The sequence below is a fragment of the Rathayibacter rathayi genome (assembly GCF_004011095.1).
Classification (GTDB): Bacteria; Actinomycetota; Actinomycetes; order Actinomycetales; family Microbacteriaceae; genus Rathayibacter; species Rathayibacter rathayi.
The window spans coordinates 1,371,444-1,386,463 of sequence record NZ_CP028129.1 but is presented as its reverse complement, the minus strand read 5'-3'; the positions used below and the strand labels follow the sequence as shown (position 1 = coordinate 1,386,463).

Below are 15,020 nucleotides of genomic sequence, written 5' to 3'. Positions count from 1 at the left end.
CGTGGATGACGCGCTGCTCGGGATCGTCGGGATCATCACCGTGGTCACGGTCGCGCGCTTCTCGAGCCGCCTCGGCATCGCGGCGCCGCTGCTGCTCGTCGTCATCGGCATCGGCGCGTCCTATCTCCCCGGCGTCCCGGATATTGAGGTCGAGCCGGAGCTGATCCTCGCCGGGGTCCTGCCTCCGCTGCTGTACTCGGCGGCGATCCAGGTGCCGCTCACCGATTTCCGGCGGAACCTGCGCTCGATCTTCGGCCTCTCGGTGCTGCTGGTCGTGGTGACGGCACTGGTCGTCGGCGGTTTCCTGTACCTGGTCTTCCCCGATCTGAGCCTGCCAGCGGCGATCGCTCTCGGCGCTGTCGTGAGTCCAACGGACGCGGTTGCGGCGACCTCGATCGGCAAGAAGCTCGGTCTGCCGCCGCGGCTGGTCACGGTGCTCGAGGGCGAGAGCCTGGTCAACGACGCCTCGGCGCTCGTGCTGCTGCGGGCGGCAACGGCCGCTGCGGCGGTGGTCGGCGCCTCCGCCACCACCGACGCGATCGACGTGGGCGAGGTGAGCGTCCTCTTCGTCTACTCCGTCCTGATGGCGATCGCCCTGGGCCTGGTAGTGGGGGCCATCACCGTCTTCGTTCGCTCGACGCTGCGCGATCCTGTGCTCGACACGGCCGTCTCGTTCGCCGTGCCGTTCCTCGCCTACATCCCAGCGGAGGAGTTGGGCGCATCCGGTGTGCTCGCCGTCGTGGTCACCGGGATCTACACGGGGCACAACAGCGCGCGTTTCCTCTCGCCGCAGTCGCGGATCAGCGAGCGGGTGAACTGGCGGACGGCGCAGTTCCTGCTCGAGAACGGCGTTTTCCTGCTGATGGGCGCCGAGATCAAGGCGATCATCAGCGGGGTCGCCGATCCGGGGGAGTTCGGGGTGGGCACGGCGGTGCTGCTGGGACTGGCGACGGTGGTCATCCTGATCGTGCTGCGCACGCTCTTCGTCTGGCCGCTGCTGCTGTGGCTGCGCAGCTCCGGGCGTCGCGCAGAGCGGATTAATCGGCGGCTGGCTGTCGGAGTGATGCGGCTGCGCAACAGCGCCACCAGCGACGAGCGCTTCCGGCGCCGGCAGGTCCGGGCGGAGCGACTGTACCAGCGGCGCGAAACCGACCTAGCCGCGACCACGAGCGAGGCGTTCGGCTGGCGGGGCGGAGTCATCCTCTCCTGGTCCGGGATGCGCGGCGTGGTCACGCTCGCGGCGGCTCAATCGCTCCCGGGGGAGACGCCGTATCGCTCCCAGCTGATCCTGATCGCCTTCACCGTCGCCGTGGTGACTCTGCTACTCCAGGGCGCAACGCTGCCGGCCCTGATCCGCCTGACCGGCATCCAGGGCTCCGACGGCGAGGCCGACCGCCGCGAGCTGGCGACGCTCCTGGACGAGGTCGCGGCCACGGGTATTCAGGCGCTGCCGGAGGCGGTGGCCGAGCTCTCCGACGGCGAGGTGGGCGAGCGCGTCGTCGAGCGGGTGCGCCGGGACACCCTGACCCGCTCGCAGGTGGCATGGGAGCAGGTGGGGCGGGCGGAGGATGCGCCTCCGGGACCGCATGCGCAGTACCTTCGGCTGCGCCGCGCGGTGCTGCTGGCCGAGCGCGAGGCATTGCTGGAGGCGCGGGGCCGCGGCGTCTACTCCTCCAGGACCCTGCGACGCGCCCAGCTGATGCTCGACGCCGAGGAGACCCGCCTGGAGATGGACGATAGCTCGCACTGATGGCGAGCCGAGGACGGCGGCCTCGTCGAGCGGCTTCTAGACTGGGCGGATGCCGCGCAGCAATCGACCCCGGGGCAGCCGTCGTGATGACGACGAGTCGCGTGACCTCTCGCGGATGCTCGCCGGATTCCGGCGCACCGAGTCGCACGCCGGCCGGGAGTGGAATGTGCAACCCGTCTCGGCGGCCCGCGCGGTGAAGAACTACCTCTGCCCGGGCTGCGGTCTGATGATCGACATCGGCCACGCCCACCTGGTCACCTGGCGCGCCGACGGCGCTCTCGGTGACGCCGCCGATCTGGCCGGCCGCCGCCACTGGCACACGCACTGCTGGAGAGTCCGAGGAGCACGATGACCCACGAGATCCGCGGAGGCATCGTCCTCCCCGCCCGCCGCGAGGACGTCGAGCTGCGCACTGCCGACGGGCTGACGCTGGTGGGCGAACTCGCGCTGCCGCTGGAGCGCGAGCCGGTCGCGACACTGGTGACGCTGCATCCGCTGCCGACTCACGGCGGCTTCATGGACTCGCACGTCCTGCGCAAGGCCGCCGCCCGGCTGCCCGCTCTCGCCGATTTGGCGGTTCTGCGTTTCAACACGCGTGGCACTGCATCGGCACGCGGCACGAGCGAGGGCGCGTTCGGACACGGTACCGAGGAGCGCGCCGACATCGCCGCGGCAATGGCCTTCGTCGCGGAGCGCGCCCTGCCTCGCCCCTGGCTGGTCGGCTGGTCGTTCGGCACGGAGCTGGCGCTGAAGTGGGGCAGGGAACATCCGGTCGAGGGCGCGATCCTGCTCTCGCCGCCGCTGCACCGCACGAGTGCGGAGGAAGTCGCTGCCTGGGGAGAGGACGGCCGCCCGCTCGTCGCGCTGATTCCGGAGTTCGACGATTACCTACGGCCGGAGGCGGCTGCCGAGCGCTTCGCGAGCGTGCCGCAGCTGGATCTCGTCGCGGTGACGGGCGGCAAGCACCTCTGGGTCGGCGAGGCGCAGACGCGCCGGGTGCTCGAGGAGATCGTGCGCGTCGTGGCCCCGGCCTCCGGTCCGCTGCCGACGGAGTGGGCGGGCGAACTCGGCTGAGCCCGCCCGCGTGGCGACCGATCAGCGGTCGGAGGAGGAGCGGCCGCGCTCGGTGTCCGCGTCGGTGTCCTCCTCCGGGCGGCTGTCGGAGTCGCCGTGTGCGCCGCTGTCGGCGTCGTCATCCGGTTCGCTGCCGGAGTCGCCGTCATCGGCCAGATCGCCGATGTGCCCGATCAGGCCGCGCAGACCCGAGACGTACCCGGCGATCGCGTCGCGCTCGGTCCGGATCTCGTCGAGGCGGCGCTCGGCCGTAGCCATCAGTTCGCGGCTGCGGCGCTCCGCGTCTGCGATGAGCGTCTGCGCCCGGTCCCGCGCGTCATCGAGCAGTGCATCGGAGTCGTCCTGAGCCGTCCGGCGCAGACGAGTCGTCTCGTCGAGGGCGTCGCTGCGGAGGGCATCGGCCTCGAGGCGCTTGTCGTTCGCTCGGCGGATCGCGTCGGCGAGCTGCAGGTTCGACTCGTCGAGATAGCGCTGCGTCTGCGCCACGGCCTCCTGATGGCGGAGCAGGTCGTCGCGGTCGGCCTCCTCGCGGCGCGCGGCCAGCTCGACCACCAGGTCGATGCGGGCCTGCTCGACCTCGCGCGAGAGCGCAGCGGTCTCGTCGGCTGAGGCGGCGCGCAGGCCGGCCAGCTCGGCGTCGAGTACGGCGACAGCCTCAGCGCGCTCCTGCGCCAGACGGGCGCGTTGGTCCGCGATCTCCCTGGCACCCTCGGCGCGAATCCCGGCGACCTCGGCGTCGAGTGCGGCGCGAGTCGAGAGTAGCTCGGCCTCGACCGCTGCGCGCGCCTGCGCGACCTCGGCCCCGACGTCCGCACGGAGCCGATCGACCTCGGAGGCGGCCTCGGCCCGCAGCAGCTCGTTCGCCTGGGTGAGTCGGGCGGCCTCGGCGCGCGCGACCTCGATCTCGCGGGCGGCGACAGCCCGCATCTCCGCGGCCTCGCGCTCGGCCTCGGAGCGGATCGCGGCGGCCTCTCGCTTGGCGGTGGCACGGGTCTCGGCGGCCTCGGTCGCGACGGTACCGCGGATCGCGGCGGCCTCGCGGACGGCGTCCTGGGTCATCACGTCGCGGTCGTCGGCGGCCTTGCCGAGGGTCGCGGCGGCCTGCGCCTCGGACTCGTCGCGGGTGCGATCCGCCCGGCGGCGGGCCTGGGTCACGAGACGCTCGGCCTCGTCGCGGGCCTCCTGGAGCAGGCGGTCGCCCTCGTCACGAGTGGAACGGCGGAGGGCGGAGGCGTCGTTCTCGGCCTGCGCGATGATCCGCTCGGACTGCTCCTCGGCGACCCGCAGGGTGTGCTCGAGCTTGGCGCCCAGACCCGCGTAGGTGGGAGCACCGACCTGCTGAAGCTCCTTCTCAAGGCCCTCGATCCGCGAGGAGAGGCGCTTCACCTCTCGGCCGCTCTCGGCCGCCTGGGTGTTCGAGTGGATGAGCTCGCGGCGCAGGCCCTGGATGGCCTTGTCGACCTCGTCCCGGTCGTAGCCACGGAACACCTGGGTGAATTCGGCCTCGTCGTTCGCCACGTCGTCTCCTTCACAGACAGGACCGCGGGGGGCTCGCGGCACTCGGAAAGTGTATTCAGCGCGACGGCTCCGGTCGGGGCGACACCCGCACCGCGCGCCGCTCGGGCCGCACTCTCGGCTTCTGTCGGGTATCGGGCCGAGGGCATCGGCTATTGTGGACTGTCTTTGTCTGTTGCCGTCGCGTCCCGGTCCGGCTGCGTCACCCGAGCCGGCCCCGGCCGTCACCCCGATCCGGCAACGCAGGAGGAGTTCTTTCGTGCGGTTCGTCTTCGCCATCATCGCCACCGTCATCGCTGCCGCGATGATCGTGCTCGGCATCGGTCAGCGGACGGTCTGGGCTCCTCCGGAGTCGATCACCGCCCAGACCGCTCTCGATTCCTCCGCGCCCTACGCGGTAATCGACGGGAGCACCCTTGGCGCGAATCCGGGACGGCAGACCATCACGGTCGAGGGGAGCGGCGACCTCGTCGTCGCCTACGCCCCCACCTCTGACGTGCTCGGCTGGGTGGGCCGATCCAGCTACGACGCGGTCGGCTACGAGCGCGTCGGCGACACCCTCACGGCCGCGCAGGAGACAGGTCGGCGCGTTCGGCTGTCCTCCGATGTCGAGACCGCCGATGCCGCCGTCGTCGACCCGCGCGGCTCGGACCTCTGGCTGGAGCAGTTCGAGGGCAACGGCAGCGTCACCCTGGCGCTCGACGTGCCCGAGGACGTCTCCATCCTCGTCGCGACCGATGGCACAGCGCCCGCCGCCGACTCCGTGCGAGTCACCTGGCCGGTGGACACTGCGACTCCGCTCGCCGGTCCGCTGCTGCTCGGCGGCGCCGTCTTCCTCCTGCTCGGCCTCATCCTCTATATCTGGGCGTTCGTGCACCTGCGCCGCCAGCACGGCCCGCGGCGGAAGGGTCCACAGGGGCGGATCCCCCGTGGCGCTCGCCGGCCTCGACCCCGCGCCGGTATCCAGGCGTCGGTCGCGACACCGACGCGCCGGCGGGCCGCGCTCGTGCTGCCGATGGTGCTCGGGACCACTGTTCTGCTCTCGGGCTGCAGCTCCGACTACTGGCCCGATCTCGCGGCCGGTCCGAGCGAGGTGCCGATCGCGACGGCCACGCCCACCGCCGGTGCAGAGCCGGTCGCGGCCGAGCCGACCCCGGTCGTCACGACGCAGCAGGCTGAGGCGATCGTCGCCGCGGTCGCCGGTGTCGCGTCCCGAGCGGATGAGGCGCGCGACGCGTCGATTCTCGCCGAGCGCTTCCAAGGCGAGGCGCTGACCGAGCGCACCACGAACTACGAGGTCACCGCCAAGGGCGGCACGATCGCCCCGCCGCAGAGCATCCCGGCCTCGCCGGTGAGCCTCGTGCTCCCGCAGGACACGGAAACGTGGCCGCGTCTGGTGACGGCCGTCGTGCAGAACTCGGCCGACAGCACCCAGGCGCCGATCGCTCTGATGCTGAGCCAGGCCAGCCCGCGAGTGGACTACAAGGTCAACTACGCGATCTCGCTCGAGGCCAACGCCCGAATCCCGGACGTCGCCCCGGTGACCGTCGGAACCTCGATCGTCGCTCCGGACTCGCGGCTGATGAAGCTCGCGCCGCAGACAGTCGGCTCCGCGTATGCGGACGTGCTCGCCAACGGCGATGCGAGCCAGTACGCCGGGCTGTTCGTGGCCGACGGCGACACGCTACGTGGGCAGGTCGGCATTGATAAGAAGAATGCCGATCGCCAGGCGCTGCCCGACACCGCCTCGATCGAGTTCTCGAACGCGGCGGGAACCTCGCCGACGATCGCGCTCGCGACGAACAATTCGGGAGCCCTGGTCGCGGCGAGCATCGCCGAGTCGTCGACCGTCCGCCCCACGGCCGAGGGCTCGACCGTCTCGACCTCCGGCGCCTCGCAAACCCTGCTGGGCACGGACAAGTCGACGACCGGCATCAAGACCACCTACGGCTACCAATTGCTGTTCTATGTACCGTCTGTCGGATCGGAGGAGAAGATCGTGATGCTCGGATGGAGCCAGGGACTCGTCTCGGTGGTGCAGCTGCCGTGAGTACCGTCCCGCCCCTGCCCGGAAACCTCCGCGGCGCCGTCGACCTCTCGTCGCTGGTGAACCGTCGGACCCCGCCCGCCGCTGCAGCCGCCCCGGCCGCTGCTCCCGGAGGCGCGCCCGGCGCGAATCCGCTGCTGCTGACCGCCGGTGACGCCGAGTTCGACCAGGTGGTCCAACTCTCGTCGCGGGTCCCGGTGATCGTGGACCTGCGCGGTTCCTGGTCGGATCAGAGCCAGAGCATGACCGCGGTGCTCGAAAAAGTGATCGTCTCGTACGCCGGTGCGTTGGTGCTGGTCGGGGTCGACGTGGAGTCGAACCCGCAGCTGGCGCAGGCGTTCCAGGCTCAGTCCGTGCCGACGGTGGCCGCGATCATCGGCGGGCGGCCGGTGCCCCTGTTCAGCGGCCTCGTCGCCGAGGAGCAGTTGCGCGATCTGCTGGAGCAGGTGCTCCAGCTCGCGGCGCAGAACGGCGTGACGGGCACGGTTCCGGTCGAAGGCGCCGCCCCCGCCGAGGGTGCCGAGCCCGAGCCGGAGCCGCTGCCGCCGCACCACCAGGAGGCGTACGACGCGATCGACCGGGGCGACTACGCCACGGCGATCACCGAGTACGAGACCGCAATCGCGCAGAACCCGCGCGACGACCTCGCCGTCGCCGGTCTCGCCCAGGTGCGGCTCCTGGCGCGCCTGCAGGGCCACACGCTCGACGACATCCGCTCGACGGCTGCGGCCGAGCCCTCGAACCTCGACGCGCAGCTCGCGGTGGCCGACCTGGACGTCTCCGGCGGTCATATCGAGGACGCCTTCGACCGGCTGCTCTCGATGTTCCCTCGCCTGGACGCCGACGGAAAGGGCGCCGTTCGGGCGCGCCTGCTGGAGCTGTTCGAGATCGTCGGGCAGACCGACCCCCGTGTGAACAAGGCCCGCGCACGCCTCACCGCCCTGCTCTACTGAGCCCGGTCCACCAGGGACGGCCAGAACGTCGAGAGGCCGCGACATCGAGAGGCCGCCCGCTCGTGACGATCGTCACGGCGTGCGGCCTCTCTCGTGCGGGATCTGCTCAGTCGGCGGGGCGCAGGTAGAGCACGGCGAGCGGGGGGAGCACCAGCTCGGCGGAGGCGGGTCGACCCGCCCACGGCTGGTTGCGCGCCTCGACTGCGCCGAAGTTGCCGACTCCACTGCCGCCGTAGATCTCCGCGTCCGTGTTGACGAGCTCTTCCCAGCGGCCGGCCGTGGGCAGACTCACGCGATAGCCGTGCACAGGAGACCCGGAGAAGTTCGCGATGACGGCGATCGGACGACCCTCACTGTCCTTCCGCAGGAACGAGACGACATTCGGTGCTGCCGCGCCGCCGTCGATCCACTCGAATCCCGACTGCTCGTGGTCGAGCTCCCAGAACGACGGCGAGTCGCGGTACACGCGGTTCAACTGGCCGACGAGGCTCCACAGGCCGCGGTGGCTTGGCTGGTCGAGGATCCACCAGTCCAGGCCGCGCTCCTCGCTCCACTCGGAGTACTGGCCGAACTCCTGGCCCATGAACAGGAGCTGCTTGCCGGGGTGCGCCCACATGAAGGCGAGGTAGGCGCGCACGTTGGCGAGCTGCTGCCAGTGGTCGCCGGGCATTTTCTGGATCAGCGAGCCCTTGCCGTGTACGACCTCATCGTGGCTGATCGGCAGGACGAACTTCTCGCTGAAGGCGTAGACGAAGGAAAAGGTGATCTCGCCGAGGTGATACTGGCGCCAGAGCGGGTCGTTCGCCATGTAGTCGAGCGAGTCGTGCATCCAGCCCATGTTCCACTTGAGCCCGAAGCCGAGTCCGCCGGAGCTGGTGGGCTGCGTGACGCCGGGCCAGCTGGTCGACTCCTCGGCGATCATCATGATGCCGGGATGCAGCCGGTAGGCCGTGGCATTGACCTCCTGGAGGAAGCTGATCGCCTCGAGGTGCTCGCGTCCGCCGTACTGGTTCGGCAGCCACTCACCCTCCTTGCGGGAGTAGTCGAGGTAGAGCATCGAGGCGACGGCGTCCACACGCAGGGCGTCCACATGGAACTCCTCGAGCCAGAACAGCGCGTTCGCGACGAGGAAGTTGCGTACCTGGGCGTGCCCGAAGTCGAAGACGTAGGTTCCCCAGTCCATCTGCTCGCCGCGCCGCCAGTCCGGGTGCTCGTAGAGCGGCTCACCGTCGAAGCGGGCGAGGGCGAAGTCGTCCTTGGGGAAGTGGCCGGGAACCCAGTCCAGGATGACGCCGATGCCCGCTCGGTGCAGGCGGTCGATCAGGTACTTGAGGTCGTCGGCCGTGCCGAATCGGCTCGAGGCTGCGTAGTAGCCAGTGACCTGGTAGCCCCAGGATCCGCCGAACGGGTGCTCGGCGAGCGGCATGAACTCGACGTGCGTGAAGCCGAGCTCCGTGACGTACTCGATCAGCGGATCCGCGAGGTCGCGGTAGCCGAGGCCGGGCCGCCACGAGCCGAGGTGCATCTCGTAGACGCTGAGCGGCTGCCTGTGCGGGTCGACCGAGGCCCGCTTCGCGATCCAGCCGGAGTCGCCCCACTGGTGGTGCGAGACGGGCACCTTCGAAGCGGTCGCGGGCGGTACCTCGGTGGCGCGGGCCATCGGGTCCGCCTTGCGGACCCAGTGGCCCTCGCGCGAGAGCAGGTCGAACTTATAGGAGGCGCCGGGCTCAATGCCGGGCACGAAGATCTCCCACACGCCGGTCGTACCGAGATTGCGGAGGGAGTGGCCCTCGCCGCTCCAGTCGTTGAAGTCACCGATAACACGCGCGGCCTGCGCGTGCGGCGCCCAGACGGCGAAGCTGGTGCCCCAGACGCCCTCGTGCTCGCGGTGGTGGGCGCCGAGCGCCTCCCAGAGCCGCTCGTGACGCCCCTCGCCGATCAGGTACAGGTCGACGTCGCCCACCGTCTTCGAGAAGCGGTAGGGGTCCTCGGCCGTCCACTCGCCGCCCCCGCCGTAGCGGGCGTGGACGGTGTACGCCTGCGGGCCGAGGACGTGGAAGCCCTGCCAGATGCCGTCGCTGAGGTGGCTGAGCTCGACGCGGGCACCGGTGTCGAGCACCACGGCGACCTTCTCGGCGAGCGGACGGCGCACGCGCACGACGGTCACCGGGTCGGCAACGCCGGGGGCCGAGACGAGGTGCTGCCCGAGGACGTCATGCGGGAGCGCATTGCTGCCGGTGGCGAGCTGCTGGAGGACCCACGCGGGGATGTCGGGGAGCAAGATCGCGGCGGTGCCGTCGATCGGGCCGGAGGCGGGCGGGGCGGGTGTGGCGGGCGCGGCGGTGTCGGCCGCGATCGTGTCGGCCGCGACGGTGTCGGCCGCGACGGTGTCGTCCGAGGGGGAGGAGCCGGCGCCGTTGGCCGTCCACCCGCCAACCCGCTGCGGTGCCTCCGGAACCGTCTCGACCGCGTAGTGGCGCGCGTTCTCACCGTCGGCTCCGGGGCGCTCGGGAACGTCGGGGACCGTGTCGGCGGCGTGCGCGCCGTGCCCGGAGGTGGTTGCCGAGCTAGTGCCCGTGGTGGGGACCGTGTCGGCGCGCGCTCCCAGGCCCGCTTCCTCGGCCGGGCTCGTGCCCCCGGGAATGGTTCCGCTCATCGTCCGTCCGCCTTCACGCTCAGGATGTGCACGGGCTCGACGAAGGAGTCGAGCCGCACGTAGTCGTCGCTGCCCCAGGTCCAGACAGCGCCGGTGATCAGGTCCTCGACCTCGAAGCTCGCGCCCCAGTCGAGCCCGATCGTGGGCAGGTCGAGGTGAATTGTGCTCTCGCGGGCCGAGTGTGGGTCGGTGTTGACGACGACGATGATCGTGTCGTCGGCTCCGGTACCCGTGAACGCCGCGTGCAGGTGCTTGGAGTAGACCAGGATCGCGTCGTCGTCGCTGCCGTGCACATGCAGGTTGCGCAGCTGTCCCAGCGCGGGATGCGCCCGGCGGATCTCGTTCAGGCGTGTGAGGTACGGCGCGAGCGAGCGGCCCGACTCCTCAGCCTCGGTCCAGTCGCGGGTCTTGTACTCGTACTTCTCGTTGTCGATGTTCTCTTCGGCGCCCGCGCGAGCGACGTTCTCGACCAGTTCGTAGCCGGCGTAGACGCCCCACAGCGGCGACGCGGTCGCGGCCAGCGCGGCCCGCGCCTTGTAGGCCGATCGCCCGCCGTACTGGAGATACTCGGTGAGGATGTCCGGAGTGTTCACGAACAGGTTCGGCCGCATGTAGTCGGCCGTCTCGTGCGAGATGCTCGTAAAGAACTCGCTGAGCTCCTCCTTAGTGTTGCGCCAGGTGAAGTAGGAGTAGGACTGCTGGAAGCCGACTTTTCCGAGCGCGCGCATGATCGCGGGCCGGGTAAACGCCTCCGCGAGGAAGACGACCTCGGGGTGCTCGGCGTTGACCTCGTGGATGATCCACTCCCAGAAGTCGAGCGGCTTCGTGTGCGGATTGTCGACGCGGAAGATCCGCACGCCCAGGTCGATCCAGTGCCGCAGGATCCGCAGTGCCTCCTGGCGGATGCCCTCGGGGTCGTTGTCGAAGTTGATCGGGTAGATGTCCTGGTACTTCTTGGGCGGGTTCTCGGCGTAGGCAATAGAGCCGTCGGGGAGCGTCGTGAACCACTCCGGGTGGCTGGTGACCCAGGGGTGGTCCGGCGAGGCCTGCAGCGCGAAGTCGAGGGCGAGTTCGAGGCCGGCGTCGGTGACCGCGGCGTGGAAGGCGCGGAAGTCCTCCTCCGTGCCGAGGTCCGGGTGGATGGCGTCGTGGCCGCCCTCGGCCGAGCCGATCGCCCACGGCGAACCGGGGTCGTTCTGGCCGGCGTCGAGGGTGTTGTTCGGCCCCTTGCGGAAGGAGCGGCCGATCGGATGGATCGGCGGCAGGTAGAGCACGTCGAAGCCCATCGCCGCGACGGCGGGAATACGCTCGATCGCGGTACGGAAGGATCCGCTGGTGACGGTGCCGTCGCCGTGGCGGACGGCGCCCTCGGAGCGGGGGAAGAACTCGTACCACGCGCCGACGCCCGCTCGGATGCGCTCGACGTGGACTGTGCGCGGCTCCGAGACGCTGGTGAGGCTCATCACCGGGCGGGCGTTGAGCGCGCCGTGGACGGCGGGATCGGTCGCCGCGGCGAGTCGCTCCTCGGCGTCGAGCGAGGCGTCGCCGACGCGGGAGGCGGTGTCGGAGAGCAGGCTGCGCTCGCCCTCGGGCCTCGAGGCGTCGCCGGCGCCTTTGCGCAGCAGGCCCTCGCCGATGGCGAAGGTGACGTCGATGTCCAGGCCGGCCGGGATCTTGACCTCGGCGGTGTGCAGCCAGGTCGCCCAGTCGTCGGCGAAGGCGCGGATGCGGTAGCTCCAGTCGCCCGCCTCGTCGAGGGCCACGAGGCGGCCGTAGCGGTCGGTGCCGGTCGCGAGAAGCGACATGCGGTGCTCCGAGTCGGCGCCGGACGGCGAGCTCAGCAGGAGATCGACGCCGATAAGGTCGTGTCCCTCGCGGAACGCCGTCGCGGCGAAGGGGACGACCTCGCCCGCAAACGCCTTCGCGGGCCAGCGGTCGTCCTCGAGCCGGGGCTGCGGGTCGAGGATCGGCAGGCGCTCGGCGCGGACGCGGTAGCCGCTCTCGGTCGTCGCGGGGGCCGGCGACGCTTCGGGTGTGCCAGCGGTCACAGGAGCGGCCGGAGCGCTATCGGCCGCGGGGGGAGCAGGAGTCGCCTCCGGGGCGTCAGCCGGCGCCGGAGCGGCCGTTTCGGGGGGCGCTGACGCCGCCTGGGGTGCGCCTCCGCGGCCTGCTCGCCGTGCGTCCTTGCCGTTCTGAGCCTTGCCGAAAGGTATCTGAGCCACGTCACGACAGTACCGACCGGCGGCGGCTCGCACACGGCGGTTGCGCCCGTGCTCGGGCCTGTGCAACCGGACTCGGGGAGCGCGCGGCGAAGCGTCGCGCCCGGGTCCGCGCCCCACCGATCCGCGGTGGCGGGGGTCCGCTAGGGTGACCGAGCGTGACCGCCCCGGCGCTCCGCGACCGGGCGCTCCGGGGTCCGCAGAAAGTCGAGGGCTGCCGTGAAGGCGATCCGCCGCTTCATCGTCCGCTCCGTCCTCCCGCCCGAGCTCTCGGCTCTGGGCGATCTGGCGGGCAATCTGCGCTGGGCCTGGCACGAGCCCACCCGGCGCCTGTTCGACCGGGTCGACCCCGCGCTCTGGCGACGCGGAGGAGCGGATCCGACGGCGCTTCTGGGCGCGGTCAGCCCCGAGCGCCTCGCCGAGTTGGCCGGCGACCAGGGTTTCGTCGACGAGGCGTGGCGCCTGCGCGAGGAATTGGAGCGTTACCGCAGCGAGCCGCGCTGGTACCAGTCGCTCCCGGAGTCGGCGCCGCGCGCGATCGCCTACTTCTCGCCGGAGTTCGGCATCGCTGCGGCCCTGCCGCAGTACTCGGGGGGCCTGGGCATCCTCGCCGGCGACCACCTCAAGGCCTCCTCGGATCTGGGCGTTCCGCTCACCGGCGTCGGCCTCTTCTACCGCTCGGGCTACTTCTCGCAGACGCTCTCGGCCGACGGCTGGCAGCTGGAGTCGTACCCTCCGCTCGACCCGGACGGACTGCCGTTGCGCGTCGTGCGTCTCGCAGACGGCTCGCCCGCCCGCATCGTGCTCGCGCTGCCGGCGGGCCGGGCACTGTATGCGCGGGTCTGGCGGGCCGACGTCGGCCGGGTGACCCTCCTACTGCTCGACACCGACATCCCCGAGAACGAGGACTCCCTCCGCTCGGTCACCGACCGCCTCTACGGTGGCGGCGGCGAGCACCGCCTGCTGCAGGAGTTGCTGCTGGGCGTCGGCGGCGTGCGCGCGCTCGCGCTCTGGGCCGAGGTCTCGGGCAGCGCCCTGCCGGAGGTGTTCCACACCAACGAGGGGCACGCCGGCTTCCAGGGGCTCGAGCGCATCTCCGGCCTGATCGGCGCGGGCCTGGACTTCGACCAGGCGCTCCAGGTCGTGCGGGCGAGCACGGTCTTCACCACGCACACTCCGGTGCCGGCGGGCATTGATCGGTTCGATCGCGCACTGATCGAGGAGTACTTCTCGACCGAGCTGTTGCCCGGGGTGCAGGTCGAGGACGTGCTCGCGCTGGGGGCCGAGCCTGGCGACTCCGGCACCGCGTTCAACATGGCCTTCATGGGCCTGCGCCTCGCCCAGCGCGCCAACGGTGTCTCGACCCTGCACGGCGAGGTCAGCCGCTCGATGTTCTCCAGCCTCTGGCCGGGCTTCGAGACGGCGGAGGTGCCGATCGGCTCGGTGACGAACGGCGTCCACGCGGCGAGCTGGACCGATCCGATCCTCCGCTCGCTCGCGCAGGAGCGGCTCGGCACCGATGACACGACGCGGGCCGACTGGACGTCGGAGGCGCTCGGCGACACCGAGCTGTGGGCGGCGCGCCGAGCGATGCGGGAGCAGCTGGTCCAGGACGCCCGCCGCCGCGCCGCCCGCTCGTGGCAGGAGCAGAATCCGGGCGGCCTGCCTCCGGCCTGGCTCGACGAGCTGCTCGACTCGGACGTGCTGACCATCGGATTCGCCCGGCGGGTGCCGACCTACAAGCGGCTGACCCTGATGCTGCACGACCCGGAGCGGCTGCGTGCGCTGCTGACGCACCCGCAGCACCCGATCCAGATCGTCATCGCCGGCAAGTCGCACCCGGCCGATGAGGAGGGCAAGCGGCTGATCCAGCGCCTCGTGCGCTTCGCGCAGGAGCCGGACGTGCGCCGTCGGATCGTCTTCCTCCCGGACTACGACATCGCGATGGCCCAGTTGCTCTACCCGGGCACGGACGTCTGGTTGAACAATCCGTTGCGCCCGCTCGAGGCCTGCGGCACCTCCGGGATGAAGGCGGCTCTGAACGGCTCGCTCAACCTCTCGATCCTTGACGGCTGGTGGAACGAGTACTTCGACGGCGAGAACGGCTGGGCTATCCCTTCCTCCGACCGCGCGCTTGACCCGGAGGACCGGGACAGCCTCGAGGCGGATGCGCTCTACGAGCTGCTCGAGACCGAGGTGGTGCCGCGCTACTACGAGTGCGACCACGAGGGAATACCGCGGCACTGGGTGCGCTCGATCCGGCACACCCTGGCGACGCTCTCGCCCGAGCTCTCGGCCGAGCGGATGGTGCGCCAGTATGTGGAGGCCCTCTATGCGCCGGCGGCCGAGGCAGGACGCGCGGTGGCCGCCGATCACTTTGAGCCGGCGAAGGAGCTGGCTGCGTGGAAGCGTCGGGTGCGCGCCGACTGGCCGGGCGTCGCTGTCGCCTCGGTCGAGTCGGGCGGGATCGACGCGGTGCCCCAGCGCGGCGACCGCCTCGCCGTGCGGGCCCGGGTGCGGCTGGGCGAGCTCTCCCCGGCCGACGTCTCGGTCGAGGTCGTCTACGGGACGACCGCGGCCGACGGCTCGCTCACCGAGGTCCGCCACCACGAGCTCGTCGTGGTCGAGGAGTCCGGCGCCGTGGTGCCCGCCGACGCGGTGGGCCGGGTGACCTACGCCGGGGAGGTCACCCTCGACCGCAGCGGCTCCTTCGGCTACACCGTCCGCGTGGTACCCCGGCACCCACTCCTCGCTCGCTCCGCCGAGCTCGGCCTCACCGCCACCGCCCACTGACCCCTCCCCCTCC

At 71.2% G+C, this 15,020-nt stretch carries 9 protein-coding genes; 6 read left to right on the top strand and 3 right to left on the bottom strand.

Annotation, left to right across the window (positions count from 1 at the left end; all coding sequences use genetic code 11):
* Window position 1 precedes the first annotated feature (1 nt).
* Genes C1O28_RS06765 through C1O28_RS06755 form a run of 3 tightly spaced genes read left to right on the top strand, consistent with a single transcriptional unit; the run spans window position 2 to window position 2,824 of the window.
* Complete coding sequence (locus tag C1O28_RS06765; RefSeq protein WP_097165828.1) at window positions 2–1,750, top strand: cation:proton antiporter; 1,749 nt, start codon at window positions 2–4, stop codon at window positions 1,748–1,750.
* Window positions 1,751–1,799: 49 nt separating this feature from the next.
* Complete coding sequence (locus tag C1O28_RS06760) at window positions 1,800–2,102, top strand: hypothetical protein (protein ID WP_097165829.1); 303 nt, start codon at window positions 1,800–1,802, stop codon at window positions 2,100–2,102.
* Complete coding sequence (locus C1O28_RS06755) at window positions 2,099–2,824, top strand: alpha/beta hydrolase (protein WP_097165830.1); 726 nt, start codon at window positions 2,099–2,101, stop codon at window positions 2,822–2,824. The genes C1O28_RS06760 and C1O28_RS06755 overlap by 4 nt, the downstream gene beginning before the upstream one ends.
* Window positions 2,825–2,845: 21 nt before the next feature.
* Here C1O28_RS06755 and C1O28_RS06750 read toward each other — a convergent pair whose 3' ends face one another.
* Window positions 2,846–4,342 (bottom strand): DivIVA domain-containing protein, encoded by a 1,497-nt coding sequence (locus tag C1O28_RS06750; protein ID WP_207759880.1) that lies wholly within the window; start codon window positions 4,340–4,342, stop codon window positions 2,846–2,848.
* A gap of 256 nt (window positions 4,343–4,598) precedes the next feature.
* Between C1O28_RS06750 and C1O28_RS06745 the strand changes: the two genes are divergently transcribed.
* Together C1O28_RS06745 and C1O28_RS06740 are read left to right on the top strand one after the other, a co-directional pair.
* Entirely contained in the window at window positions 4,599–6,389 is a 1,791-nt protein-coding gene (locus tag C1O28_RS06745) for a DUF8094 domain-containing protein (protein ID WP_097165831.1), read from the top strand.
* Window positions 6,386–7,339, top strand: coding sequence for a tetratricopeptide repeat protein (locus C1O28_RS06740; RefSeq protein WP_097165832.1), 954 nt, complete (start codon window positions 6,386–6,388; stop codon window positions 7,337–7,339). Before C1O28_RS06745 ends, C1O28_RS06740 begins: the two co-directional genes overlap by 4 nt.
* A 106-nt stretch (window positions 7,340–7,445) precedes the next feature.
* On the opposite strand, the gene glgB is transcribed toward C1O28_RS06740, so the two are convergent.
* Window positions 7,446–9,995, bottom strand: coding sequence for a 1,4-alpha-glucan branching protein GlgB (gene glgB, locus C1O28_RS06735; RefSeq protein ID WP_097165833.1), 2,550 nt, complete (start codon window positions 9,993–9,995; stop codon window positions 7,446–7,448).
* Window positions 9,992–12,043: an alpha-1,4-glucan--maltose-1-phosphate maltosyltransferase gene (locus tag C1O28_RS06730; RefSeq protein WP_421668936.1), complete on the bottom strand. Its 2,052-nt coding sequence runs from the start codon at window positions 12,041–12,043 to the stop codon at window positions 9,992–9,994. The genes glgB and C1O28_RS06730 overlap by 4 nt, the downstream gene beginning before the upstream one ends.
* A gap of 390 nt (window positions 12,044–12,433) precedes the next feature.
* On the opposite strand from C1O28_RS06730, the gene glgP reads away from it, so the two are divergent.
* On the top strand, window positions 12,434–15,007 hold the full coding sequence (glgP, locus tag C1O28_RS06725; RefSeq protein ID WP_097165834.1) for an alpha-glucan family phosphorylase: 2,574 nt from the start codon (window positions 12,434–12,436) through the stop codon (window positions 15,005–15,007).
* Window positions 15,008–15,020: the final 13 nt, after the last annotated feature.

Bases quoted from the DNA above. Each gene is read 5' to 3' on its own strand.
- glgB (WP_097165833.1), bottom strand. From the start codon at position 9,995: ATGAGCGGAACCATTCCCGGGGGCACGAGCCCGGCCGAGGAAGCGGGC.
- C1O28_RS06760 (WP_097165829.1), top strand. From the start codon at position 1,800: ATGCCGCGCAGCAATCGACCCCGGGGCAGCCGTCGTGATGACGACGAG.
- C1O28_RS06755 (WP_097165830.1), top strand. From the start codon at position 2,099: ATGACCCACGAGATCCGCGGAGGCATCGTCCTCCCCGCCCGCCGCGAG.